22 protein-coding genes and 1 riboswitch are annotated in these 25,595 nt (G+C 71.4%); of the genes, 16 read left to right on the forward strand and 6 right to left on the reverse strand.

All coding sequences use genetic code 11. The features are described from left to right. Positions 1–9 precede the first annotated feature (9 nt). The 7 genes from ACFWVC_RS16330 to ACFWVC_RS16360 all read left to right on the forward strand — a co-directional run bounded on the left by ACFWVC_RS16330 (position 10) and on the right by ACFWVC_RS16360 (position 10,457). Complete coding sequence (locus ACFWVC_RS16330; RefSeq protein WP_384285170.1) at positions 10–1,422, forward strand: MFS transporter; 1,413 nt, start codon at positions 10–12, stop codon at positions 1,420–1,422. 244 nt (positions 1,423–1,666) lie between these two features. Then, the gene (locus tag ACFWVC_RS16335) at positions 1,667–3,634 is read left to right on the forward strand and encodes an Ig-like domain repeat protein (protein WP_384285173.1); all 1,968 of its coding nucleotides are present in this window, start codon (positions 1,667–1,669) and stop codon (positions 3,632–3,634) included. A gap of 222 nt (positions 3,635–3,856) precedes the next feature. Continuing rightward, on the forward strand, positions 3,857–5,071 hold the full coding sequence (gene lhgO / locus ACFWVC_RS16340) for an L-2-hydroxyglutarate oxidase (protein ID WP_384285176.1): 1,215 nt from the start codon (positions 3,857–3,859) through the stop codon (positions 5,069–5,071). A 12-nt stretch (positions 5,072–5,083) separates the two neighbouring features. Further along, the gene (gene trmB / locus ACFWVC_RS16345) at positions 5,084–5,836 is read left to right on the forward strand and encodes a tRNA (guanosine(46)-N7)-methyltransferase TrmB (protein WP_384285179.1); all 753 of its coding nucleotides are present in this window, start codon (positions 5,084–5,086) and stop codon (positions 5,834–5,836) included. A gap of 105 nt (positions 5,837–5,941) precedes the next feature. Then, entirely contained in the window at positions 5,942–7,600 is a 1,659-nt protein-coding gene (locus ACFWVC_RS16350) for a PrsW family glutamic-type intramembrane protease (RefSeq protein WP_384285181.1), read from the forward strand. 215 nt (positions 7,601–7,815) lie between these two features. Then, on the forward strand, positions 7,816–8,436 hold the full coding sequence (locus tag ACFWVC_RS16355; RefSeq protein WP_384285183.1) for a DUF6230 family protein: 621 nt from the start codon (positions 7,816–7,818) through the stop codon (positions 8,434–8,436). 14 nt (positions 8,437–8,450) lie between these two features. Then, entirely contained in the window at positions 8,451–10,457 is a 2,007-nt protein-coding gene (locus tag ACFWVC_RS16360; protein WP_384285185.1) for a DUF6114 domain-containing protein, read from the forward strand. A 182-nt stretch (positions 10,458–10,639) separates the two neighbouring features. Here the strand turns inward: ACFWVC_RS16360 and ACFWVC_RS16365 are convergent, their stop codons facing one another. From ACFWVC_RS16365 to ACFWVC_RS16375, 3 genes are read right to left on the reverse strand one after another with little or no spacing between them, the layout of a single operon-like run. After that, a complete protein-coding gene (locus ACFWVC_RS16365; protein ID WP_384285187.1) occupies positions 10,640–10,861 on the reverse strand; it encodes a DUF2277 domain-containing protein in 222 nt (73 codons plus the stop codon). A 25-nt stretch (positions 10,862–10,886) separates the two neighbouring features. Continuing rightward, entirely contained in the window at positions 10,887–11,270 is a 384-nt protein-coding gene (locus tag ACFWVC_RS16370) for a hypothetical protein (RefSeq protein ID WP_384285189.1), read from the reverse strand. A 27-nt stretch (positions 11,271–11,297) separates the two neighbouring features. After that, the gene (locus ACFWVC_RS16375; RefSeq protein WP_384285191.1) at positions 11,298–11,948 is read right to left on the reverse strand and encodes an HAD family hydrolase; all 651 of its coding nucleotides are present in this window, start codon (positions 11,946–11,948) and stop codon (positions 11,298–11,300) included. Positions 11,949–12,054: 106 nt separating this feature from the next. On the opposite strand from ACFWVC_RS16375, the gene ACFWVC_RS16380 reads away from it, so the two are divergent. From ACFWVC_RS16380 to ACFWVC_RS16395, 4 genes are all read left to right on the forward strand, one after another. Then, positions 12,055–15,198, forward strand: coding sequence for a DUF3427 domain-containing protein (locus ACFWVC_RS16380; protein ID WP_384285194.1), 3,144 nt, complete (start codon positions 12,055–12,057; stop codon positions 15,196–15,198). Positions 15,199–15,342: 144 nt separating this feature from the next. Further along, the gene (locus tag ACFWVC_RS16385; RefSeq protein WP_384285196.1) at positions 15,343–15,765 is read left to right on the forward strand and encodes a hypothetical protein; all 423 of its coding nucleotides are present in this window, start codon (positions 15,343–15,345) and stop codon (positions 15,763–15,765) included. A 144-nt stretch (positions 15,766–15,909) separates the two neighbouring features. Further along, on the forward strand, positions 15,910–16,077 hold the full coding sequence (locus ACFWVC_RS16390; RefSeq protein ID WP_384285198.1) for a hypothetical protein: 168 nt from the start codon (positions 15,910–15,912) through the stop codon (positions 16,075–16,077). A gap of 144 nt (positions 16,078–16,221) precedes the next feature. Then, complete coding sequence (locus tag ACFWVC_RS16395) at positions 16,222–16,446, forward strand: hypothetical protein (protein WP_384285201.1); 225 nt, start codon at positions 16,222–16,224, stop codon at positions 16,444–16,446. A gap of 25 nt (positions 16,447–16,471) precedes the next feature. Here ACFWVC_RS16395 and ACFWVC_RS16400 read toward each other — a convergent pair whose 3' ends face one another. Further along, entirely contained in the window at positions 16,472–17,317 is an 846-nt protein-coding gene (locus ACFWVC_RS16400) for a PfkB family carbohydrate kinase (RefSeq protein ID WP_384285204.1), read from the reverse strand. Between the two features lie 170 nt (positions 17,318–17,487). Here ACFWVC_RS16400 and ACFWVC_RS16405 point away from each other — a divergent pair, with 170 nt between their 5' ends. Together ACFWVC_RS16405 and ACFWVC_RS16410 are read left to right on the forward strand one after the other, a co-directional pair. Then, positions 17,488–18,249, forward strand: coding sequence for a DUF6227 family protein (locus ACFWVC_RS16405; protein WP_384285207.1), 762 nt, complete (start codon positions 17,488–17,490; stop codon positions 18,247–18,249). Between the two features lie 121 nt (positions 18,250–18,370). Next, complete coding sequence (locus ACFWVC_RS16410) at positions 18,371–18,652, forward strand: hypothetical protein (RefSeq protein WP_384285210.1); 282 nt, start codon at positions 18,371–18,373, stop codon at positions 18,650–18,652. A gap of 126 nt (positions 18,653–18,778) precedes the next feature. On the opposite strand, the gene ACFWVC_RS16415 is transcribed toward ACFWVC_RS16410, so the two are convergent. Then, entirely contained in the window at positions 18,779–20,080 is a 1,302-nt protein-coding gene (locus ACFWVC_RS16415; RefSeq protein WP_384285212.1) for a M23 family metallopeptidase, read from the reverse strand. 11 nt (positions 20,081–20,091) lie between these two features. After that, positions 20,092–20,231, reverse strand: a riboswitch (cyclic di-AMP (ydaO/yuaA leader). An 803-nt stretch (positions 20,232–21,034) separates the two neighbouring features. Here ACFWVC_RS16415 and ACFWVC_RS16420 point away from each other — a divergent pair. From ACFWVC_RS16420 to ACFWVC_RS16430, 3 genes are all read left to right on the forward strand, one after another. Continuing rightward, positions 21,035–21,214, forward strand: a complete 180-nt coding sequence (locus tag ACFWVC_RS16420; RefSeq protein WP_384285214.1) for a hypothetical protein — start codon at positions 21,035–21,037, stop codon at positions 21,212–21,214. A gap of 14 nt (positions 21,215–21,228) precedes the next feature. After that, positions 21,229–21,867, forward strand: coding sequence for a hypothetical protein (locus ACFWVC_RS16425; protein ID WP_384285217.1), 639 nt, complete (start codon positions 21,229–21,231; stop codon positions 21,865–21,867). A gap of 160 nt (positions 21,868–22,027) precedes the next feature. Continuing rightward, complete coding sequence (locus ACFWVC_RS16430) at positions 22,028–22,915, forward strand: helix-turn-helix domain-containing protein (RefSeq protein ID WP_384285220.1); 888 nt, start codon at positions 22,028–22,030, stop codon at positions 22,913–22,915. An 86-nt stretch (positions 22,916–23,001) separates the two neighbouring features. Here the strand turns inward: ACFWVC_RS16430 and ACFWVC_RS16435 are convergent, their stop codons facing one another. Further along, positions 23,002–25,449, reverse strand: coding sequence for an endonuclease/exonuclease/phosphatase family protein (locus tag ACFWVC_RS16435; RefSeq protein WP_384285222.1), 2,448 nt, complete (start codon positions 25,447–25,449; stop codon positions 23,002–23,004). Positions 25,450–25,595: the final 146 nt, after the last annotated feature.

The raw sequence follows: 25,595 nt of genomic DNA on the forward strand, positions 1-25,595 counted from the left end.
GTAGTGGTCATGACCAAAGAACTCCGAGGGCCCAACGAGAAACTCGGCACCCTTCTCGCCCTGGCCGGCATCAGCAACGCGGGACTCGCCCGCAGGGTCAACGACTTGGGCGCCCAGCGCGGCCTGACCCTGCGGTACGACAAGACCTCGGTCGCCCGCTGGGTGACCAAGGGCATGGTGCCGCAGGGCGCCGCCCCGCACCTCATCGCGGCCGCCATCGGCAGCAAGCTCGGCCGCCCCGTGCCGCTGCACGAGATCGGCCTGGCCGACGCCGACCCCGCGCCCGAGGTGGGCCTCGCCTTCCCGCGCGACATCGGGGAGGCGGTGAAGTCCGCGACCGACCTGTGGAAGCTCGACCCCGGCCGGCGCGGTCCGGGGGGCGGCGGCATCTGGCAGAGCCTTGCCGGTTCGTTCGCGGTCAGCGCCTACGTCACACCCGCCTCCCGCTGGCTGATAACCCCGGCCGACGCGCGCGTCGCCCGCGAGGACCCCGCCCCGGGCACCCACCACGTCGGCCACTCCGACGTCGGCAAGCTCCGCGAGGCCGCGGAGGACGCGCGCCGCTGGGACTCCAAGTACGGCGGCGGCGACTGGCGTTCGGGCATGGTCTCGGAGTGCCTGCGGGTCGAGGCGGCGCCGCTGCTGCTCGGCTCGTACTCCGACGACGTCGGCCGGTCGCTGTTCGGCGCCACCGCCGAACTCACCCGGCTGGCCGGGTGGATGGCCTTCGACACCGGGCAGCAGGAGGCCGCCCAGCGGTATTACATCCAGGCGCTGCGGCTCGCCCGCGCCGCGGCCGACGTCCCCCTCGGGGGCTACGTCCTGGCGTCCATGTCCTTGCAGGCCACCTACCGCGGCTTCGCCGACGAGGGCGTCGACCTCGCGCAGGCGGCCCTGGAGCGCAACCGCGGTCTGGCCACGGCGCGCACGATGTCGTTCTTCCACCTGGTCGAGGCCCGCGCCCACGCCAAGGCCGGGGAGAGCCACGCCTGCGCGGGCGCGCTGGCCTCCGCCGAGTCCTGGCTCGACCGCGCCCGCGACGGCGACGCGGACCCGGCCTGGCTCGGCTTCTACTCCTACGACCGGCTCGCCGCGGACGCCGCCGAGTGCTATCGCGACCTCAAGGTGCCCGGCCAGGTACGGCGGTTCACGGAGACGGCACTCGCCCAGCCCACGGAGGAGTTCGTGCGCTCGCACGGGCTGCGGCTGGTCGTCTCGGCCGTCGCCGAGCTGGAGTCGGGCAACCTGGACGCGGCCTGCGCGGCCGGCGTCAAGGCGGTCGAGGTCGCCGGGCGGATCTCCTCGGCCCGCACCACGGAGTACGTACGGGACCTGCTGCACCGGCTCGAGCCGTACGGGAACGAGCCGCGGGTGGCGGAGCTGCGCGAGCGGGCGCGTCCGCTGCTGGCTGCGCCGGCGTAGCGGTTCTTCACGGGCCCCGGCGCGCGTTCCTCCGCGGGCCGGGGTGGCCGTTCCCCTACGGCGGGGACCGCCCCCTCCACCCCCGGGAAACCCTCTCCCCATCTGTCGTGGCAATGACATACGCTGCCCTGCGGCCGCGCCCTTCACAGCGTCCCCACACGGACGGCGTGCAGGCGTCGCGCGGCCCGGTTCGGCACCCGGTGCGTCCACCGGGCTCTCAGTGGGGGTACACATCACCGTGCGCATGCGCACCGCGTCGACCGCGCTCGCGGTCCTGTTCAGCTCGGCGGCCCTGGTCGCCGGCACCGTGAGTCCCGCCGCGGCGGACTCCGGCAAGGCCCTGTCCATAGCCTCGTACGGCGACATCGCCGTGGACGGCGTCCACAAGCGGGTCTACATCAGCGACCCGGACGGCGACAAGGTCGTCGTCACCGACTACACGGGCAAGGTCGTGGCGACCGTGCCCGATCTGCCCGGGGTGCGAGACCTGGTGATCACGCCCGACTCGAGCACCGTGTACGCGGCCGTCCCGGGCGCGGACGCGGTCGTGGCCATCGAGACGTCCACCGCCACCACGGTGGCTCAGTACCCGACCGGGGAGAACACCGACCCGCAGACGCTGGCGCTCGCCGGCGGCCGGGTCTGGTTCATGTACGGGCAGCAGCCGTCCCACCACCTGGGATCGTTCGACCCCGCGGCGGCCGCCCCGGAGATCGCTCCCGATCAGCTCCCGGGCGTGGGCTTCTACGACGCCCCCGAGCTGGAGTCGGCCGGGAACACCCTGGTGATCGGCGTCCACGGAACGTGGTCGGGCCTCGCCGTGTACGACGTGTCCTCCGGCGCCCCCGTGCTGCGCAAGCAGGGCATGCCGTCCGAGGCCGCCAACTACATGAGCGACTTCGCACTCAGCGCCGACGGCAGGAAGATCGTCGCCGCCTCCGGCGAAATGCCCTATGCGGCAACCGCGATCAACACCGACGACCTCAGCCGCACCGGTGCCTACCCGGTCGAGGCGGACAACCCGAACTCCGCCGCGATCGCGGCGGACGGCACGATCGCCCTGTCCACGTTCAGTTGGTACGACAAGGACATCTACATCTTCAAACCCGGTGCGAAGACGCCCTACCGCACCTACACGTACGACCTGGACACAGCCGGCGGCGACACCATCGCCGGCCAGGGACTCGCCTGGGCCCCGGACGGAAGCAAGCTGTTCGCCATCGCGTACGGCAACGGCGGCACCTATCTGCGGGTCCTGGACAACGCGACCCGCTACCCGGTCAAGGCGACCGTCTCGGCTCCGGCCAAGGCGACCCGGGCGAAGAAACTCAGCGTCACCGGCAAGCTGACCTCCGGCAAGTCCTTCCCGTCCGGTACGAAGGTCACGATCACCCGCACCGACATCGACTCGCCCAAGGGCAAGTCGCTCGGGACGAAGACGGTCAGCTCCTCCGGCGCGTTCTCCTTCACGGACACACCGCCGGCCGGCGGCAACGTCAGCTACACCGCGCAGTACGCCGGCGACGCCACGCACGCACCGGCATCGGGCAAGGACACGGTCGCCGTGTCGCGGGCCGCCACCTCCCTGAGCCTCGACCACAACGGCGCGCTGTACTCGTACGGCGCCGACGTCTCGTTCACCGCGCACCTGGGATCCACGTACAAGAACCGCACGGTGCAGATCTGGGCCGACCCGTTCGGCTCGGACAAACCGAAGAAGCTGATGCGGACGGGCAAGGTCAACTCCAAGGGCAACCTGTCCGTCACAGTGGACATGACCCGGGACACCACGGTCACGGCGGTCTTCGCCGGTGACGCCCGCTCGGCGTCCAAGACGGTCAAGGCCACGGCGTACGCCAAGGTGAAGGTGGCGACGACGATCGCCAAGCAGTACAAGACGGCGAAGATCGGCTCCACTTCGTACGCGTACTTCCACAAGAAGACCGACCCGGTCTTCACCACGACCATGACGTACTACAAGAACCGCTCGCAGCGGCTGAACCTGGAGGTCTACTACCAGGGCAAGTGGTACGACGGGGGATCGGAGTACTTCTCGCTCGGCGCCAACGGCAAGTCCGTCGTGACCCTGACCGGTACGCACGAGACCGGCCTCCGGATGCGCCTGCGCTCCTCGTACGTCAACGGCTCCTCGGGCGACACCGTGAACTCCACGACCTACGGGGCCTGGAAGTACTTCTACTTCACCAAGTAGCCCGAGCAGGCCGGGCAGACCGAGCAGGCAGGGCGACGCAGCAGCCGGCAGCCGGGGCAGCACGCCTCGGCACGGCTCGGCACGCTTCGCACGGAAGGGCCCCACGGGTGTGGGGCCCTTCCGCTCTGCCCCCTCCGCGGGACGACCGCGGCACACCGGCCCGCTCGGAGGTTTGGCGAAGCCCCCCGCGGGCCAAGCCTCAAGCGGGAGGTGACCGCGCGCATGGACACCGCGGACGTCGTCGTGATCGGCGCCGGCATCGTCGGCCTGTCCACCGCGTACGCGATCACCCGTGCCGCGCCCCGCACGACCGTGGTCGTCGTGGACAAGGAAGTGGGTCCCGCACGGCATCAGACCGGCCACAACAGCGGCGTGATCCACAGCGGCATCTACTACCGCCCCGGCTCGCTCAAGGCGCGCTACGCGACGCAGGGTGCCGCCGAGATGGTGAAGTTCTGCGCCCGGCACGACATCCCGCACGAGGTCACCGGCAAGCTCATCGTCGCCACCACGCGCGAGGAACTGCCCCGGCTGCATGCCCTGGTGCAGCGCGGCCGTACGAACGACATCCCGGTGCGGGAACTGGGCCCCGCCCAGATCGCCGAGCGTGAGCCGCACGTCGCGGGCCTGGCCGCGATCCACGTCGGCACCACCGGGGTGTGCGACTTCACCGAGGTCGCGGCGGCCATGGCCCGCCTGGCCACCGAGTCCGGCGAGGCGCGCACGGCGTACGGCACCGAGGTCCGGGCGATCCACCGCGACGGCGGCACCGTGATCGTCGAACCCGGCGACGGGCCCCCGATCCGGGCGAAAGCGCTGGTCAACTGCGCGGGCCTGCAGTCCGACCGGATCGCGCGGATGGCCGGCGACGACACCGCGGGAGTGCGGATCGTGCCCTTCCGCGGCGAGTACTACGAGCTGGCCCCGGCCCGCAGCGGGCTGGTGCGCGGCCTGGTCTACCCGGTGCCCGACCCCGCGTTCCCCTTCCTCGGCGTCCATCTGACCCGCGGCATCGACGGCACCGTGCACATCGGCCCCAACGCGGTGCCCGCCCCGGCCCGCGAGGGCTACCGGCGGCGCACGGTCAGCGCGCGCGACCTGCTGGAGACGGCCCTCTTCCCCGGCACCTGGCGGATCGCCCGCCGGCACTGGCGGTACGAGGCGGGCGAGCTGCGCCGGTCGCTGTCGAAGCGGGCGTTCACCGGCGAGGTGCGCCGGCTGCTGCCCGAGGTGACCGCCGCCGACCTGGTGCCGTCCGCCTCCGGTGTGCGGGCCCAGGCGGTGCTGCGCGACGGGGAACTCGTGGACGACTTCCTCTTCGCCGGCAGCGGCCCCTTCGTGCACGTGCTCAACGCCCCGTCGCCCGCCGCGACCGCGTCCCTGCCGATCGGCCGGGAGATCGCCCGGCGGGCGCTGGAGGCCGCGGGGCATACGTAAAATCGACGCATCATGTACAAGCCCCACACCCCCCATTTCCCGGGCGGCCCCGCCTCCCACCCGCATCCGGACGCGCACACCGAGCAGCGCATCCGCACCTTCCACCCCCGCCGCGGCCGGGTCACCCACGGGCAGCAGGCGGCGCTGGAACGGCACTGGGCGGACTGGGGCGTCGACATCGACGGCAGCCCGCTGGACCTCGGCGAACTCTTCGCCGACGCGGACCTCGCCCCGGACCGCCCGGTGGTGCTGGAGATCGGCTTCGGCATGGGCGACGCCACCGCGGCCATGGCCGCCGCCGATCCCGGGACCGGGATCCTCGCGGCGGACGTGCACACCCCCGGGCAGGGCAACCTCATCCGCCTCGCCGAACGGAACGGCCTGTCCAACATCCGGGTCGCCAACGGCGACGCCGTCATCCTGCTGCGCGACATGCTCGCCCCCGGCTCGCTGGCCGGGCTGCGCGTCTTCTTCCCCGACCCCTGGCCCAAGGCACGGCACCACAAACGCCGCATGATCCAGCCCGAGTTCGTGGCCCTCGCCGTCTCGCGGCTGCGGTCCGGCGCGACCGTGCACTGCGCGACCGACTGGGAGCCGTACGCCGAGCAGATGCTGGAGGTGCTCGCCGCCGACCCCCACCTCGTCAACGCCCACGGTGAGGGCTACGCGCGGCCGCGCCCGGAATCCCGGCCGATGACCAAGTTCGAGCGGCAGGGCATCGCCAAGGGCCACATCGTCAACGACCTGGTCTTCACCCGCCGGTAGCCCCTGTTGACGTGCGGCGGGGCAGCGGGCGATCGTTGTCGCTCACCAGTGACGTTGTGCGCAACACCGTCGCGCGCCGCAACCACTCCCCCGTAAGGTCGATGGGTGTCCTCGTACTCGCATTCGCCCGACCCGCCCCTGCCGGGCCCGGCGGCCCACCCGGACGTCCCCGAGTACCCGGAACGCCGGCAAGAACCGAGTTTCGCGCTGCCCGCGCCCGGCCAGTGGCACTACAAGCCGCGCCGCCACTTCTGGGAGAACCGGACGCTGCGCCTGGTGGTGCTCTTCTCGGTGCTCGCGCTGTGCGGAGTGATCATCCTGGCCCTGGTGCGGCGGCAGACCGGCACCGAGGGCCTCCTCGTCGGCCTCGCCCTCGCGATCCTGCCCGTGCCGCTGCTCGGCGGCGCCTTCCTGTGGCTGGACCGGGTCGAGCCGACCCCGATGCGGAACGCCGTCTTCGCCTTCGCCTGGGGCGCGTGCGCCGCCACGCTGGTCGCCATCCTCGCCAACGAGTACGCGACCGAACTGCTGGCCTCGACCTTCACCGCCAGCCCCGCGGAGAGCGACTCCTGGGGCGCCACCTTTGTCGCCCCCGTCGTGGAGGAGAGCGCCAAGGGCGCCGCCGTCCTGCTGCTCTTCCTCTTCCGCCGCCGTGACTTCACCGGCGTCGTCGACGGCGTCGTCATAGCCGGGCTCACCGCCACCGGCTTCGCCTTCACCGAGAACATCCTCTACCTCGGCTCGGGCTTCGCCGAGGACCAGGCGCTGGGCGGCGGGGGCGTCGGCCCCACCACCGCCGCGATGTTCGTGGTCCGGATCGTGATGACGCCCTTCGCCCACCCGCTCTTCACCTCGCTGACCGGCATAGGCTTCGGCATCGCCGCGACCTCCCGCCCGGGCCGGGCCCGCCGCTGGCTCGCCCCGATCGGCGGCTGGCTGCTCGCGATGACGCTGCACGGCACCTGGAACGGCTCCGCCTCGTTCGGCCCGCTGGGCTTCATCGCCGTGTACGCGACGCTGATGATCCCGCTGTTCGGCCTGCTGGTCTGGCTCGCGATCTGGTCCCGTTCCCACGAGCTCAAGACCATCCGCACCCAGCTCCCGCTGTACGCCATGGCCGGCTGGCTGACCCTGCCCGAGCCGATTGCCATCGGCTCCATGAAGGGCCGCTCGCTCGCCCGTGCCGCCGCCCGCTGCGTCCAGGGCGCGGCGGCCGCCCGTACCGTGCGCGAGTACGTCTCCTTCGCCACCTCGCTGGCCTTCCTGCGGGCCCGCGCCAACCGCGGCGCCACCGGTCCCGACTTCCACGCGCGGGAGCAGGAACTGCTGCACCACCTCTGGGAGCGCAAGGCCGTCGCCCAGCCGGCGCTCACCCACGCCGCCCACACCCTCCGCCCCCCGTTCCCGACCGTGTACGCCTGGGGGCAGCGCCCGCCGGTCCCGTACGGGGCGGCGCCTTACGGGGCTCCGCAATGGGGAGCCCCGCAGTGGGGATCTACGCAGTGGGGATCTACGCCCTATGGGGCTCCGCAATGGGGGGCCCCGCAGTGGGGCGCGGCGGCGTACGGGGCGACGGGGGGCTGGGGGCAGCAGACTCCTCAGCAGTCTCCGTTGTCTCCTCCCGGGGCGGCGCCGGAGGGTCAGCCCCAGGCGCAGGCCGAGGCCCAGGCCCAGGCCCAAGCCCAGGCCCCGTACTGGCAGCAGCCGTACCCGCCCGCCCGGCCCGGCCCCTACCCGTACTCACAGGGCGGCCGCCACCGCTGACTCCGGGCGCGCGCGCTGGCCCTTGCGACAAGTCACCCGTTCGATGAGCGCAGCCACCTTCGAGTTCGACGACCTGCACCTGACCGTGAAGAAGGGCGCTCAACCCTGCCCTTGAGGCGCGTGCCCTGACCCGTATGGGCGAGCGCGTACCGCCGTAGGGGTGATTGCGCCCGCACACCGAGCCACCGATCAGACTGTCCGACGGTTGACCGGGCGTGCAGACCTCTGACGCCCGCCCCTCCGGCCGCACCAGCTGGAAGCGGCTCGCCCTCGTCATGGTGCCGACACTCGCTGCCGCGGGGGCTCTCGTCGCGACGATGGCCACCGGCGCGCTGGCCACGTCCTTCGGGGTCTCCGGCAACTCCTTCCCGGTCGCCGGCGAGAGCTTCCAGATCGCCGCCACCCGGCTCGAAGGGGACGGCTTCGTCCAGTTCGGCGTCGTCGACCGGGGCCGCGACGGGCTCTACCCCGAAGCGCTGTCCGGCATCCGTTCCGCCACCCTCCACCATCTGTGCCAGTCCGTCGTCCAGAACGTCCCGCTGCTGGGCCCGGTCACCCTGCGGCTCACCTCGTCGCCCGCCCACGCCGACCGCCTCGTCGCCGACGCCCACGACCTGCGGGGCGACGTGGTCTTCCGAGACGTCAACATCGGCCAGGACGCGGGCACCGTGCAAGGCGTACCCGGTGTGCAGGGCACGCCCGGAACGTTCGCCGAGCAGGCCTCGGCGGTCACCATCGACGGCCTCCGCCAGACCACGCGCTCCATCAGCGCGGCCACGTTCAGACTGCCGGACCTGCACCTCACCGTGCGGCGCGGCGACCACTCCTGCTTCTGAGGGGGCCCGCCGCCTTGATCCCACCGAGGAAAGTCCGGTCCCGCTTCCGCTCCTGGCGCCGTTCCCGGCCCTTCTGGGCAGGCTTCTGGACCCTGCTGGCGGGCCTGGAGATCCTCTCCATCCCGCTCGCGCCGCTCTCCCTCATGATCCACGAGGGCATCGCGGGCGTCTCCGGCCTGCTCATGGGCGTCTTCCTGGTCGTCCTCGGCCTGACGATGTGGTTCGCGCCGCATCACCGCACGTTCGCGGGCATCGCCGCCCTGATCTTCTCCGTCGCCTCCCTGGTGCTGTCGAACTTCGGCGGCTTCCTGATCGGCTTCCTGTTGGGCGTGATGGGCGGCGCGATGGCCGTCAGCTGGGTGCCGTACGGCGACGGGAACGGCCGGTGGGGACGGGGGCGGCCGGTGCCGGACTGGGGTGGCGGGGGCGGCGCGGACGATGCGGACGGCACGGGCCCGGCGCATGATCCGGAGGCCCCGGGCGAGCCGGGGGCAACGGGGGAACCGGCGGGCGACGTGCCGGGGACACCCCCGGTCGAGCCGCCTCCCGTACCGCCTGCCGGGCCGCCCGCCGAGCCGCAGCCGGGGACCAGCCGCAGCGCGGGGGCCGGAACCGCCGCGGCCGTCGTCCCCCGTCCGCGCCCGCGCACGCGTCCGCGCACCGTCACGCGGTTGCGGGCCCTGAGCGTCATCCCGGTGGGCGGGGCACTGCTGGCCGGGGGACTGCAGCCGATGGCGCCGCCCCTTGCGCACGGCCACCACACCACCGACGGCCCGCCGTCCGGCGCGGAGGCGACCCGGCGGGCGCGCGAAGCGATCTGCGACGTCCTGGACGGGCTCTATCACGCAGGCCACCCCACCGTTCACGGCACCGGCACCGGCACGGCCAAGGAGGCGAGGGCGGGCCTGCCCCTCGGCGCCGGGCCGGCGGCACCGCTTCCGGTGCAGGGGAAGCCGGACGCCGGCCGCCCGGCGAAGGCCGCCCCGGTCGCCCCGGTGCCGTCGCAGCGCCGGGCGGTACCGGCGCCTTCCTCGTCCCCGGCCGCCTCCCCGTCCCCGTCGTCCGGTGGTGGCGGCCTGCTCGGGGCAGTGGCGGACCTGCTCGGCCTGCGGCGGGCGGCGCCGCCCGCGCCGCGCGCGGAGGAGGTCCCCCGGCGCGCGGCGCCGCAGCGCGGACGGGAGGCCCGCGGCGGCGGCCCGGGGAAGAGGAGGCCGCAGCCGCCGCACGTCCCGGCCGGCATCCTGTCCGGCGACAAGATCACTCCGGACAGCCTGCTGGACCTGATCGTGCCCCGGCTGCCCGCCGACCGCGGCATGGACGCGCCGTTGTCGCTGCTCCCACCACGCATCCGGATCGGTGGCGGCACGCCGGACTCCCCTTGGTGCCTGCCGCAGGTGTCGCTGGAACTGTCCCTCGGCGCCGGGCGCTACCGCCCGCCCGGCCTCGCCGCGGAGCAGCCGTTCCGGGTCCTGACCCCGCTGCTGGTGCTGACCGGGCTGACGTACCGCGGCATCACGGGCGTGCCCACGCGGCACGGACGCGAGCGGGTCCTGGTCTTCACCGCCTGGCGGGTCGACATCGCGAACCTGCGCCAGACCGCGGGCCTGCTCTCGCCGGCCTGCGCCCGCAGCCGCGCCGAGAACTGGACGCCGCCTTTCCACGGGCTGCCCGGCCTCGCCCTGCCGCTGCTGGACATCGGCCTGCCCGGCATCGGCCACGTCTCACCCGAGCTCGCGCCCTGGGCGTCGTGCCAGGGCGAACTGGAGACCGACGGCCGCCCCTGGGGCACCACGACGGCAACCGGCGGCCCGGTCGTCCTGCTGACCCGGGTGCTGAGCGGCAACCTCCTCGGCCTGCTGCCCGTCACCTTCACCCCGGACATGCCGCCCCCGCTGCCGCCCGGGCTGACGATCCCGATCCCGCTGTTCTTCACCCAGGTCGTGAACTACAACCAGCTCCTGCGGGCGAACCGGCTCACCATCCCGGGCCTGCACCAGTACGTGTCACTCCCCGGCCGCTGACTGGCAGACGACCGCACTGGCCAGCAGGACGGCGGTGAGTGCGGTGACGACGAGGGCTTTGCGGACAACGGACATGGCGTACCCCAGTGGAGCGTCGGACGGACAGACGGATGCAAGCAGGCGACAACCTACCGAAATCGCCCACGCGCCCTGAGTGACACGCCCTCGGTCCCGTGCGCCCGCTAGGCCGACGCCTGCTGTCCCCGTACCTCGATCCCGGAGAGCAACTCCCGCGTGGCCGCGGCCACCGCGTCCACCGCCTCCTCGAAGACCTCGCGGTTGTGCGCCGCAGGCGCCCGGAACCCGGAGATCTTCCGCACGTACTGCAGGGCGGCCGCCCTGATGTCCTCTTCACTGACGTCGGTCGTCATCGGCGGACGCAGCGTCTTGATGCTTCGGCACATGAGACCAGTGTGCCCGGCCCCACTGTCACGCCCACCCCGCCCGAGGCCGCCGGCCCCACCACCAGCCGGCCCCGCCGCCGGGTGCGTCGTCATCCTCCACCGACAGCTCCATGTACCGGCCGTCGACCTCCCCCAGCGCCTCCCCGTACACCTCCGCCACCGGCCCCGGCAGCCTCCGCACCAGCCCGGCCACCCCGTCCCGGCACCCCAGCTCCCCGCGCCCCGTCGCACGCCCCGCTTCCAGCCCCCGCACCACCCGCTCCCACGCCTCCAAATGCATGCGCGCCTCCCACAGCACGCTCCCCTCCACCTCCCACAGCGCCTCGTCCCCCACCCCGTACGGCGCCCGCCGCAACGCGTCCAGCGCCTGCTCGAATCCATCGGTGACCGGGGTCTCGCTCGCTCTCATGCGCCCATGCTGCGCCCGCCGCCCGCCTCACGCCCGCCGACGCTCGGCCACCCACCGCGGCAGCTCATCCAGCCCGCGCAGCCGCACATCGGCCAGCCGCTCCGGGTCGAACGCGTCCGGCACAAAGCCCCACACACCGCGCCTGATCAGTGCCGTCGCCAATCCGGCAGCCCGCGCCGGTACAACGTCGTTGACCACTCGGTCCCCGACGTACACGATCTCGTGGGCCTGATACGGGCACTCGGCGACGATCCGCTCGAAGAACGCCGGCTCGGGCTTCTTCACGCCCCATCCCGCGCTCGTCGCGATCATCTGCACCGGCAGCCCGCAGTCCAGCAGATCCCGCTCGGCCCGTACCGGCTGATTGCCCGCGATCCCGACCCACACGCCCATCTCCCGCAGCGCCTCGACACACGGCCGGACATCCGGATACAGATCCTCCGGCCCGAAACGGGTCCCCCTCCCGGCCAAGGCGCGCCTGCCGTCCTCGACCTCCACATCGAAGTCGGGCTTGAACACGCGGAACGCCTCCCAATGCCCCTTCCCCCGCACCGCCATCGCCCCGACCACCGCCGAGAACGTGTGCCTGGGCACTCCCAACCAGTCGGCCCAGGAACCCCAGATCTCGGTCTCGTCGACCAGCGTCTCCCCGACGTCGAACACGACGGCACGTATCACGCCCGTCAGCGTAGGTCGGCCTCCCGGCAGTACGGCAGAGCACAGGCATCGATGTCAGAGGCTTGCTGTAGAACTTGACCATCGTGACGGCATCCAGGGGGGCCTTGTGACTGACGCGGCGCACTCAGTGAATCCAGTGGCAGGGCTCTACGAGCAACTGATCACCGACCGGCTCGAAGAGCGTATCCAGGACCTGCGCGCTCAGGGCTGGAACGTCCGTGACCAGGTGGTCGGTTCGCAGTCGTCTCCTCATGTACTCTCTCGCCACGTCGGAGGCGAGGTCGAGCGCGTCCTCAAGGACCTCAGTCCGGCCGAACAGATCCTGGCTGCCAATCTGATCCTCGAGTCGATCTCCGCAGTCGACGGCGGCCAGCAAGGGAAAGGGCTCGTCGCCGACGGTCCTCGGCAACTCCTGGCCGTGGCCAAGGAAGAAGCCGCCGGTGTCTACGCGGTCAGGCCCGCGACACCGCTGTCCGAGACGGCGCTGATCACCAACTCGCCCGAAGACCCCAGCCTCGGCTTCGAACTACGGCATGAGCTGGCGACAGCCGATCGCATCGACCTGCTCTGCGCCTTCGTGAAATGGCACGGGCTCCGTGTGCTGGAGCAAGCCCTGAAGTCGGCCCACGCCCGTGGTGTGCCGATCCGCGTCATCACCACCACATATATCGGCGCCACCGAGCGCCGTGCCCTCGACCGGCTCGTGCGCGACTTCAACGCCGAAGTGAAGGTCAACTACGAGCTGCGCTCCACGCGTCTGCACGCCAAGGCCTGGCTCTTCCGGCGTGACACCGGCTACGACACGGCCTACGTGGGGAGCTCCAACCTCTCCAAGTCCGCCCTGCTGGACGGCCTCGAGTGGAACGTCCGGCTCTCGTCGGTAGCTACGCCTGCTGTACTGAAGAAGTTCGAAGCCACCTTCGACTCCTACTGGAGCGAGCCGTCCTTCGAGACCTACGACCCCGACCAGCACGCCGCACGTCTCGACGACGCCCTCCGAAGGGCGGCCGGCGACGGAGGCCAGACATCGGGCAGCCGCCCCATCAGCCTGTCCGGGCTGGAAGTGCGGCCGTATCCTCACCAGCGGGACATGCTGGAACGCCTGCAAGTCGAACGGGACGTCCACGACCGCCACCGCAATCTCCTCGTCGCCGCGACGGGCACGGGCAAGACGGTCATGGCCGCGCTCGACTACAGAAACCTGTGCAAGGTACTCGGCAGAGATGACCTCAAGCTGCTGTTCGTCGCACACCGGCAGGAGATCCTCGAGCAATCACAGCGCACCTACCAGGACGTCCTGACCGACGCGAACTTCGGTGAACTCCTGGTCGGCGGCGAGATCCCGGAAAACTGGACCCACGTCTTCGCGAGCGTCCAGTCTCTCAACGCGAAGGCGCTCGACAGATTCGCGCGGGACCACTTCGACGTCGTCGTCTTCGATGAGTTCCACCACGGGGTGTCACCCACCTACCGCAAAATCGTGGACCACTTCACCCCGTTGGAATTGCTGGGCCTGACGGCCACGCCCGAGCGCACGGACGGCCAGAACGTCCAGGACGCGTACTTCGACGGCCGCATCGCCGCCGAGATGCGGCTCTGGGAAGCACTTGAGAACGACCTGCTGAGCCCGTTCCACTACTTCGGCATCACCGACAACACTGATATGACCGCCGTGGCGTGGACACGAGGGGCCTACGACCGGGACGCACTGAACAATCTGTTCACCGGAAACGACGCACGTGCCCGCCTCGTCGTCCGGGCGGTCAAGGACAAGATTGCCGACCCGGGCTCCATGCGGGCCCTGGGCTTCTGCGTCTCCGTTGCGCACGCCCACTTTATGGCGGACTTCTTCTGCCGAGCGGGACTCAATGCCAAGGCACTCTCCGGGGAGACTCCGCGCGAGGAGCGCAGGACAGCGCTGAACGAACTGAAGAACGGGACCGTTCAGATCCTCTTCTCCGTCGACCTCTTCAATGAGGGGCTCGACATCCCCGACGTCGACACTCTGCTGCTGCTCCGCCCCACCTCCAGCGCAACGGTGTTCCTACAGCAACTCGGCCGTGGCTTGCGCCGCAGCGAGGGCAAGGCCGTCCTCACCGTGCTCGACTTCATCGGCCAGCACCGCAAGGAGTTCCGCTTCGAGGAGCAGTTCCGTGCCCTGACGAACTTCACACGCAACCGGCTGCTGTCCAACATCGAGCATGAATTCCCGCAGCTGCCGTCCGGCTGCCAGATCATCCTTGAACCGAAGGCCAAGGATTTGGTCATCAACAACATCCGGGCGCAGATCAATGTCAATGTCGTCCAGCTCGCCCGCGAGGTGAGTGCCTACGCCGAGCCCGTCCTCGCGGACTATCTCGCCGAGAGCGGCCGCGAGCTCAAGGAGATCTACCGGGGCGGCAATTCATGGACCGGACTCCTGCGCCGCAGCAAGCTGCTCACCCCTGAGCACCCCGAGGGTGAATCCGCGCTTCTGAAGCGCGTCTCGGCCTTGCTGCACGTCAACGACCCGGTGCGGGTGGCCGCCTACCAGCGCCTCCTGCGCGACGACGCGCCCCCGTACGGTGACCTCGACGAGCGTGGGCAGGCCTACGCTCGGATGCTCTTCTTCTCGCTGTGGCCACTGGGCAATGGCTTCTCCACCTACCAGGAGGGCTTCGACGCACTTCGCGTCCAACCCGACCTCAGGAGCGAACTCCTTCAAGTCCTCTCCTACGGCTTGGAACACGCCGACCACGTCCCCGTCCCCCTGACGGGCCCGCATGCGCATCTGCCACTGACCGTGCACGCCAGCTATAGCCGCGAGGAGATCCTTCCCGCACTTGGGCAGGCGGCCCTGGGCGGATTTCTTCCCGGGCACTTCCGTGAAGGGGTCAAGTGGTGCGAGGACATCCAGACAGACGCGCTACTCGTCACCCTGGAGAAGGATGAGAAGGACTTCTCCCCGCAGACGCGCTACAAGGACTACGCCATGAGCGAGGTGCGCCTCCACTGGGAATCGCAGAACCAGACCTCCAGCACCTCTCCCACCGGCCTGCGCTACCAGCACCACAGGGAGATGGGTACGCACGTCCTGGTCTTCGTCCGCCGATACAAGATGACCGACATCGGCGGACCGCAGCCCTGGATGCTCCTCGGCCCTGCCGAATACCAGAAGCACGAAGGCAGCAAACCCATGGCCATCGAATGGGAGCTCCAGCACGAACTGCCCGCCGACGTGTGGACCTATTCGGCACTCGCAGCCGGCTGATCTTGTTGCAGAACTGCCGCTTGAAGGTTCCTGCACCACTCCCCAGGGCGACCTTGTGTCACCGCCCTGCAACACGGCGTACCTCGCGATCTGCTCCTCCCGTTTCTGGTGCATCCGCAATACAGGAGCATCGGAGGAGTCCCCATGGAGCGAGTGAACGTTGTAGCGCGGTACGTCACCCAGGCGGCACTGGCAGCGTCGACTGCGGTCGCCACCGTCATCAGTTTCTCGACACCGGCTTCGGCCACGGCGGTGGGGTACGCGAAGGTCGTGGGCTTCTGCTTTGACGCACAGGGAACGCAGCTTTGCCTGCCGGCGACCACGTTGGGCCACTTCGTCCAGGGATCCGGGCGGCACATCGATCGGCAGGAGGCATCAGTGCAGGATGCCTTCGGAATCGACAGTGCTGGCGGGGCCTGGTGCAACTGGCGGATCGACTATCGCTACTCGGACTTGAACGGCCGCACATACCTCGTGAGCAGGGGGCAAACCCACACCCGATGCACCGCGCACAGCTCAATCGGCCGTGTCGACAGGACTCACCACACGTTGAAGCACTACGGCTAAGGCGTGCGCGGACTTCTTCGTTTCGGGGACAAGGCGGGCAACGCAGTGCCACTTCATCACCAAGTGACAGGCGGAACGACGATGCCCCCACGAATGCACCCTTCGCTCACGTCCCGCGCTCTGCGCGTCCTTCTCGGCGCGGGGGTGAGCTACGCACTGGCCACAGTGTTCGTCCTGCTGATCTTCGCCTTGCTACCGCAGGACATGCTGCGTGGGCTGCAGGAATCGGGCTTCTTCTGGACGGTGCTGGCCACGACGATCGTCATCTTCGTCTCCGGTGCACTGGCTTTGCGGACTCGGCAGGACCCCTGACCTACCGCATTCACCCCAACCTCAGGCGCAACACCTGTGAATTGGGGACGCCCGAAGCCCGTGTCGGGGACTGTGGGTGGGCGTTGAAGCACTGACGGGAAAGTCCCGGTGCGAGGCAGGGTCACGGAGCAAGGCGGAATCCCCATGAGCGACAAGTCGTCGAACACGCGGCAGGGCCGGTTGGTGCGGTGGGTGCTGGCGGCGGGGGGCAGCTACGTGTGCGCGATGTTCGTCGTGCTGGGCGGGCTGTCGCTGCTGCCGAAGCACACGCAGACGTCGCTGTCGGAGACGGCCGTGGGGTGGGCGGTCCTGGGGGTGGCGGCGGCGATCTTCGTGGGGTTCGCAGGGCGGCGGAGCGGGAGGTCGTGAGGGGGACGGCTCGGCCGCCCGGGGGTCAGGCCCGCATCCAGGTGCGGGTGCCGAAGGAGGCGCAGGAGCGGGATGCGGTCTCCGCCGCGAAGCGGAGGGCGGGGGCGAGGGCGGTGCTGGCGGGGGTGAGGAGGGCGTGGGCGAGGGCGCCGTGGAAGATGTCGCCGGCGCCGAGGGTGTCGGCGACCGTCGTGGGGGCAGGGACGGGGACCTCGCCGCCGGACCACAGGACGGGAAGAGGGCCCCGGGTGATGACCGGCCAGGGGACGCCCGCGTCGTGGAGGAAGGCGAGGACGTCGGCGGGGGACGACGTGCCCGGGGGGCGGAAGTCGGCGGAGCAGACGGCGAGGTCGGTGTAGGGGAGCAGGGGTGCCGTGCCCGGGCGCCAGCTGCCGGCGTCGAGGAGGGTCGGGATGCCCGCGGCGCGGGCAAACCGGACGGCCGGGAGGGCCAGGGCCGGGTGATGGGCGTCGACCAGGACGAGGTCCGCGGAGGCGACGAGCGCCTGGAGATCGCCCGGCGGCGACGGCGAGGCCGATGCGGGGGAGGCGACGGCCCGGTCGCCGGTGGACGCGGTGACCAGGATCGTGGAGACGACCGGCGGCTCCGGGGAGTCCGCGGTGAGGTTGAGGACGGTGACGCCGAGCGCCGCCAGGTCCGCGTCGATCGCCGCGGACAGCGGATGCCCGCCGAAGGCGGTGAGCAGGACGGCCTCGCCCCCGAGGTGGGCGAAGGTCGCCGCGGCGTTGGTGGCGGGGCCGCCGGCCGCGATGAGCTGCGCCGAGGCGGTCAGCTTCTCGTTGGGGGCGGGGACGTGGCCGACCCGTGTGATGACGTCGAGCGTGCAGAGGCCTACGAAGAGCGCGCGCATGGGCGCATGGTCGCACCCGGCGGTACGCGAGGGGGGCCGTCCCGTTTACGCGCGTCCTACGGGTAGGGGTGCACCATTTTTTCCCGTACCCCCGACGCGGAGTGCTCACGGGCCACTACGCTGTGTGCTCAGCAATGGTGCGCGGGGAATGCCGTGAGCAGGAGGACCGCATGGGGAACGCGCGACCAGGTGGGGCAGGTCCGGCGGACGTCGAGGTGGTGCTGGCCCGGGCGCAGAACGCGTTCGAGATCGACGACGCCGTGATGGAGCGGCTGGAGACCGCGCTGATGGGCTGCACGGAGCTGGCGTCCTTCCGCCAGCGCAAGGGGCCGCCGCGGCGGCTGAGCCGGCGCACCCTGCGCCACACCTTCCTGCTCGCGGACGGCGGCACCCAGGTGCTGTGGGAGATCGAGCACAACACCGGCCCCGGCGACGACCCGCTGTACGAGGTGTACGCCGACCCCGAGGTGCTCCTCGCCGCGCAGCATGTGATCGACCTGCGTTTCGGCGAGCCCGCGCCGCAGGAGCTGGAGGCGGAGGCCGCGGAGTGGCTGGCCCGGCTGCCGCGGTCCGGGGCGGAACCGGTGCCCGGCCCCAGGCAGTACATGCGGGAGGACTCCGCGGAGCACGCCTGGCGGTTGCTGCGGCGTGCCGAGAACAGGGACGCGCCCGCCGACGACCTGCGGACCCGGCTCGGCTCGGCGGTCGGCCACGACATCGCGTACGTCACCGGGCGGCACACCCGGATCGGGACCGGCCGCGTGGTGGGCTGGACGCTGTACGAGCACGCCTTCCTCCTCGCGAGCGGCGAGGAGCTCAGCCTGTGGGAGGTCGAGCACACCATGACGCCCGACGGGCGGCCCGTGTGCGAGGTCTACGCCGACGAGACGGTGGCCTGCGACTCGGCGGACGTGCGCATGGAGGCGCTGTAGCGCCCTGCCCGGCCCCGGCCCCTGCCCCGGCGCCGCGCGTTCCCCGGGCGCGCGGCCATCTCCCGTTGCGGGCGGTCCGCAGCCGGGGGAAATTGGGCGTAGAGGGAAACGGGAGGTTCCCATGGCGGTCCTGGCGGAGGTCGAGTTCCCGGGCGTGACGGCCCTGCAGTACGAGGAGGCCAATCACCGCGCCGGCTTCGGTCCCGACCATCCCCCCGCCGGATTGCTGACCCACGCCGCCGTGATCACCAACGACGGTCTGCGGATCGTGAACGTGTGGAATTCCGTGGAGGCGCTGGAGGCCTACCTGGTGATCATGATGCCCGCGGCCAAGGAGTCCGGGTTCCCGGAACCGAGCGGGCCGCCGCGGATCTCGGAGGTCTACAACTTCCTCATCCCGTAAGGCATCGAGGCATCGCGGGATCGAGGGGACGACAACCACGGACCGGCGGCCTGGTGTCGGGGGTGCCACCAGGCCGCCGGGGTCCGTGCGTACGACGCTCGCGCCGCGTCGGATCTGAGGTTCAGGTCAGGGGTTCATGCCCATGCTGCGCAGCCACGGCATCGGGTCGATCGGGTCGCCGCCGCCCGGCCGGACCTCGATGTGCAGGTGCGGGCCGGTGACGTTGCCGGTCGCGCCGACGCGGCCGATGGTGTCGCCGGTGGAGACCTTGCCCGAGGTGACGAGCATCGAGGAGAGGTGGCAGTACCAGAGCTGGGTGCCGTCGTCGAGCGTCAGGATGATGCGGTAGCCGTACGAACCCGCCCAGCCGGCCTCGGTGATGGTGCCGCTGTGGATGGCCTTGGCCGGGGTGCCGGTCGGGGCGGCGAAGTCCTGGCCGGTGTGGGTGTTGGCCCACAGGGAGCTGGACTGCCCGAAGCTCGCGGTGAGGGTGTACGAGGTCAGCGGCAGCATGTAGCTCTTGGCGAGCTCTGCCAGCCGGGCGGCCTCGGCCTTCTTCGCGGCCTCCGCGGCGGCCTTCTTCTTGGCGGCGGCCTCCTCGCGCACCTGCTGCGCGGCGGCGGCCTTGGCCGCCTTGGCGGCGGCCTGCTGCTGCGCGGCGGACCGCGCCGCCTCGTCGGCGGCGTTCCGCTGCTGCTGGGCCTGGTCCAGGATGCGGGTGCGCAGCGTCTCGCCGGCGTCCGGGCTCAGGGCCTGGGCGACGGGCTTGGCAGCGGGCTCGCTGTCGACCAGGGCGCCGAGCCCGGGCACCTTGGACACCTCGGGGATGTTGGGAAGGGAGACCGGGAGCGGGTTCTTGCCCTCGGCGGTCGCGACGCCGCCGACGCCGAGCACGGCGACGGCCGCGACGCCGAAGACCGCCGAACCACGGCTCAGGCCGCGCTGCTTGGCCACCCGGTGCCGGCCGCGGACGGGGGCGGTGGACTCCTCGGTGGGGTTCCACGGCTCGGTGGCCGCCTCCGGCTCGCCGAACGAGGGGAAGGGCTGGGCGACGTGCGCGTCCCGGAGGTCCGTGTCGTGGTCCGTGTCCGCTTCGCGGGTGCCGTACGCCTCGTCGAGGAAGGCGGCGGCTTCAACCGCGCTGCGCGGCTCGGGCACGGGGGCGACGGGCGTGACAGGCGCGACGGGTTCGGCAACGGGCCCCGGGGCGGGGGCCGCGGCGAGGGCCTCCTCGACCCAGCCCGCGGCGAAGTTCCACTCCGCGGTGTCCCAGCCGTCTATCGCGTTCTTCGTCGGCGGAGCCTGCTCGGTGGCCGGGGGATTCCAGCCGGCGGCCATGTTCCACTCGGCGGTGTCCCACTCGGGGTTGGTGTACCCGGTTCCTTGCTGCTGTTGTCCGGGTATCAGGGCAGGCTTGTTCGACGCCACGCGGGCGCACTCCTTTCCTTCCTTCTCGCCTACCGGGTTAGCTGACGGGTTCGGAGCAGGAAGGTCCCCTACGAGGACCGTGAAAGGCCCCCGATTCACCCCAGGAAGTGGTTCCCCGGTTCCCGCGAACGGGATTCAGCAAGCGCACGGCGCCGCCCTGGCGGGCGACGGGTGACCGCGCTGCGTTATCGAACGTTAATAGAGGCGGCAGCCAATTCCAAGCCGCTTCGGCGAGTTCACACGGGGAATCTATGGGGATGGAAAGGGCAGATCGGTACATTCCGCTGTGACTGCCGTGACCTGCGGGAGATGTGAGTGTGCATCAGTCGTTATGCGGAAGGGAGTGATCTGCTCACGGGGAGTGAGGGTCACCCTGCATCCCAGCCGCCCAACACCCGTTCCGGGCGGGTCCCGAGACGCCGCACGGCGGAGTCCGCGCCGGCTCGCGGCATGAGCCTGCGATGCACTTCAAGCCACGGATCGCCGGTGAACGTGACACTGCGGACGGCCGCCGCAGGGCGCCAGGCGGAGAGCGGCGGGCACCGCCGGAGGGTGGAGCGGCCGGGGGCGGCGGGCGACGGGCCGACAGCGCGGCCCCTCAGGTATTCCGAGCACCATGCGGCGGGGCCGTGAGGATCGTCACCCTTGACATCTTCGACTCCGCATGGTCTATCCCGAGTGATGGGCAAAATAAGCCGAATCAGGGCATGTTAGGCTTCGTGGCGGTCCGGGACCCACTGCGCGGCGCTGTGCCGTCGGCCACTCCGGCACATCAATCACTCCCGCACACACGGCTCGTCGCCTCGTCCGCCTGCCGCCCGTCGCGGGGCGGCACGGGCGCACATCCGGAGCCGTCCGCGAGCGGCGGGGAGCCCCCACGCCCCCTATGCGACGGCCGAGCGGGTGCGTCATCATGCCCGAGTACGGCGGATTCGCCCGATCTTGGAGGCTGGCATGAAGCTGGGCAAGGCACTGGCCAAGGGCTACGCGGAGGAGACCGGCGAGGAGCCGCCCGGCTTCGTGAGGGAGATCGAGGACGCGACGGCCCCCACGCCCGTGACGGCCGTGACGGCCCCGAAGACGGACGTCACCGCGGCACTGGGGACCGGGACCGCCGAGGCCGCGGTCCGGTGAGGATCGGGCGCCGCTTGCCGGAGGAGCGGACGGCGGTGCCGCCGACGGGCTGGAAGCTGGCCTTCCCGATGCTCTCCGCGGACGGTACGCGCGTCGGCTTCCGTGGCGTCTCCCTCGGCGGGCGCATCGTGTACGGCGTCCTGGACGACGCCCGGTGCGGCTACGGGAGGCGGCACGCCAGCCCGGGACGGGGCTGCGACTGCGGCTTCTACTGCCTGCACACCGCCGCCGAGGCGCAAGCGCTGACCTGCGCCACGGACTGCGGTGACGCGGTGATCCTGCAGGTCAGCGTGCTGGGCGAGTACACCCGGTACGAACGCGGCATGCGCTACGCCCGCCAGCGGGTGCGTACCGTCCGCATGGCGGCCTGCCGCTGCGGCCGCCCGGCGCGGGTCTTCGTGCGCGCCGGCACCGGCCTGCCGGGCTGGCGCGCCCTCCAGGCCCTTTGCCACGCTTGCGCGGCCGGCCTGTGGGTGCTGCGCCCGGCGGACTTCGGCCGGCTCGCCGGCGCCGGCGTCAACGTCACCGGCGAGGCCCCGCAGCCTGCCGACACCCCTCCTCTCCGCCAGGAGCTCGCCGCCGAGGCCGCTGCCCTGCGTGCCCGCCTCGACCACTTCCAGGAACGCCTCCGGCACCTGGAGGACGGCCTCTAGCTCCTCCCCCGGGATGACGCGCACGCCGCGCACGCCCAGGGCCGGCACCGCGCCGAAGCCCTCGCCAGAAGCCCCGCCAGAACCCCCCGCGCAAAGCCCGCGACCTGGGCGGGGACGCGAAGCCGGGCGGAGGCATGACCGGCCGCCCATACTGAAGGACATGGAGCACAACGCCGAGCTCAGGGAGTTCCTGCGGACCCGCAGGGCGCGTCTGAGCCCTCAGGACGCGGGGGTGGCGGTCAGCCGCACGGCGCGCAGGGTGCCGGGGCTGCGGCGGGAGGAGCTGGCGCGGCTCGCCGGGGTGAGCACCGACTCCTACACCCGTTTGGAGCAGGGCCGGCACCAGAATGTCTCCGACGCGGTACTGGACGCCGTGGCCCGGGCCCTGCGGCTGGACGCGGACGAACGGGCGAACCTCTTCGAGCTGGCACGGCCGCGCCGCGCCGCCCGCCGCCGCCCACCGGCCCGGCCGCAGCGGGTCCGGCCCGAGGTGCACCGCGTGCTGGATCTGCTGGACGGCCGCTCCCCCGCCCTGGTCCTGGGGCGCCACGGCGACGTGCTGGCCTCCAACCGGCTGGCCCGCGCACTGATCACCGACTTCGAAGCTCTCCCGCACCGGGACCGCAACCTGGCCCGCTTCCTGTTCCTCGACGAGGCCGCGCGGGACCTGTACCGGCAGTGGGCGGCCTACGCCGCCGAACTCGTCGGCGCCCTGCGGACGCAGGCCGCGCGATACCCCGACGACCCGGGGCTGACCGAGCTGGTCGGCGAACTGACGATAAAGAGCACGGAGTTCCGCGACTGGTGGGCCGACCAGGGCGTCCGGGAACGGACCCACGGCGTCCAGCACTACCACCACCCGGTCGTCGGCGACCTGACGCTCGCCTACGAGAACGTCGTCTTCCCCGCCGACGCCGACCAGGCGATGTGCATCCACACCGCCGAGCCCGGCTCCTCCTCCGAGGCCGCACTGCAGCTGCTGGCCACCTGGACCGGCGACGATGCCCTGCGGAACGGCGTCCCGCACCACGAGCGCGACCGCCACTGACACGCGCACGCGCACGTGAAAGGGGGGCGGTGCCGGCCGGCACCGCCCCCCTTTCACGTGCTGACGCGACCGTCAGTCCGCGACCGTCAGTCGTCGGCCTGGGCGCCGCTCAGGCGCATCCGGACGATCTGCGGGTCGTGGTCACTGGCCTGGTCCGCGAACTCGGCGTTGATGTGCACGACGTCGTAGTCGAAGCGCCGCAGGTCGGGGCTGAGCAGGATGTGGTCGAGGGACTGGGAGTTGCCCTCGAACACGTAGGTGTAGCGCTGCTCGGCGGGGAGGGTGGTGAGCAGGTCGTTCAGCACGCCGCCCGAGGTGAGCGTGGACAGGGCGTCGGAGAACTCGTAGTCGTTGAGGTCGCCGAGGACCACGACGCGCGCGTTCTTGTCGACGTCCAGGAGCGACTTCACGAACGAGTTGACCTCGGTGGCCTGCTGCTTGCGCTGCACCTCGGAGGTGCGGTTCGGCTGCTGGTCCTTGCCGTGCATGGGCTCGTCGCCGCCCTTGGAGTTGAAGTGGTTCGCGACGACGATGACCTGCTTGCCGTTGAACTCGAACTCGCCGACCAGCGGCTTGCGGCTGCTGTTCCACGCCGTGCTGGTCGGGTCGATCCGGCCGGGCGACACCGAGAGCCGGACGCCCTTCTTGGTCGCGACGGGCGCGACCGAGGTGGAGGCGTCGCCACCCGGGCGGTCCTTGAACTCCACGCGGTCGGGGTTGAAGAGGAAGACCTGGCGGATGTTGCCGCCGGGCTCGCCGCCGTCGGTGTCGTTCGTCGGGTCGATCGAGCGCCAGTCGTAGCGCGGGCCGCCGGCGGCGACGATCGCGTCGATGAACTTCTGCACGGTCTGGTCGGCGGCCACGGTGCCGTTGTCCACGGCGCCGTTGTTGTCCTGGATCTCCTCCAGCGCCACGATGTCGGGCGAGGAGAGGTTGGTGACGACGCCCTCGGCGAGCCGCGCGAACTTGTCGGCCGGGTCGGACGGGTCGAGGTTCTCCACGTTGTACGTGGCGACCGCGAGCTCGGCGTCCTTCTGCTTGCGGGTGACCTCGCGCTTCAGGCCCATGTCGACCCGGGTGCCCAGGGTGGTGGCCTGGAGGTTGTAGCCGCCGAAGCTGTCGTAGTCGATGGGGCCGGTCGTGTCGCCGGTGAACTTGTCGCCGACGTTGGCGGCCGGGACCGGGGCGCCGCTGTTCAGCGACATCACCTTGAGGCGGCCGGTGTTGGGCTGCGCGTACGAGCCGTAGACGGTGCCGCCGCGCTCGGAGGGGTTCTCGTTCGCCTTCAGCGTCACCCACACCTCGCCGAACGAGTTGGTGCCGCCGACCACCCGGCCGCCGGTGAAGCGGGCGAGCTCGCCCTCGTGGGCCTCGTAGAAGTCCAGGGCGTAGGCGTCCGGCTGCAGCGGCAGGTTCTCGATGCTGCCGCCGGCGGCGTCGGGCGCGTAGGCGTTCGGGATGGTGGTCTGGTCGAGCCGGACCGGCGCGGGCAGCGTGTTGCCGCTGGAGAGCACGGTGGTGGTCGGACCGGTGATCTCGGTGAGCGACTGCGTGCCGGTGCCCGGGTAGTACTCGGAGACCTTGCCGGTCACCAGCACCTTGTCGCCGACCGAGACGGTCGGGTTGGCGGAGCCGGTGTAGACGAAGACGGCCTCGCTGGTGCGCGGGTCGGAGTCGGCGTCGGCGTCCTGGATCCAGTAGCCCTTGGAGCCGGTGCTGCGCACGCCGGTGACGACGCCGGGCACGGCGGTGACGGTCTGGCCCTTGAGCGGGGAGACCCGGGTGCTGCCCTGGATGTCGTGGATGCGGGTGGTGCCGGGCTCCGTCGGGCCGCCGTCGCCGGGGTCGCCCGGGTCGCCGCCGGGGCCGCCGGGGGTCTGGCCTGCGGTGTTGACCGGGCTCGGGTTGCCGGCGGTCAGGTCGGCCGCGTTGTTGTCGGTGTCGGTCAAGGAGGAGGCGCGCGACACGGAAGCGGTGTTGCTGGCGCCGGCGACCGGGCTGCCCTCGCGGACGGTGGCGGTGCCGTAGCCGACCACGTCGACGATGCGGCTGTCGGCGGCGCAGTCCGCGGCGTTGAGGCAGGTCAGCGGGGTCGTGCCGGAGACCAGGGCGATGGTGCCGGTGGTCCCGCTCATGGCGATGTTGCCGGCGGCGTCGGCGGCCGGGAGGGCGGTCGTACCGCCGGTGCCGGCGGCCTCGGAGACCAGGTAGCGGCCACCGGGGGCGATGGAGCCGGTGAGCGGGGTCACGCCCCACTTGGAGGAGGCGGACGGCGAACCTGGCAGGTACTGCACGCTGTAGCCGGAGAGGTTGTAGGCAGCCGTCCCGGCGTTGGCAAGCTCGACGAAGTCGTTCGTCAGCGTCGCGCCCGAGTTGCCGCCGCCGCCGTACACCTCGGCGACGACCGCGGACGAGGACGGGGCGGCGTGGGCGGCGGGCAGCCCGGTCAGGGCGACGGAAGTCGCGATTCCCGTCGATATGAGCGCGAACGCCGCGGCGCGGCTGCGGGATCGGCTCGGTCTGGCGATCGGCACGAAGTTTCTCCTTCAACGGCCGTCAGCCCGTCGGGTACGGGCCAACGCACAGCAGACCGAGTCAAGTTACGCGCGTAGAACCAGGCACGACAAGAGAGTTCAGGTTAAATCTGGACGTCGCGCCCCAAAAGATCGGGACGCCGAAC

The organism is Streptomyces sp. NPDC058691 (genome assembly GCF_042714775.1).
Classification (GTDB): Bacteria; Actinomycetota; Actinomycetes; order Streptomycetales; family Streptomycetaceae; genus Actinacidiphila.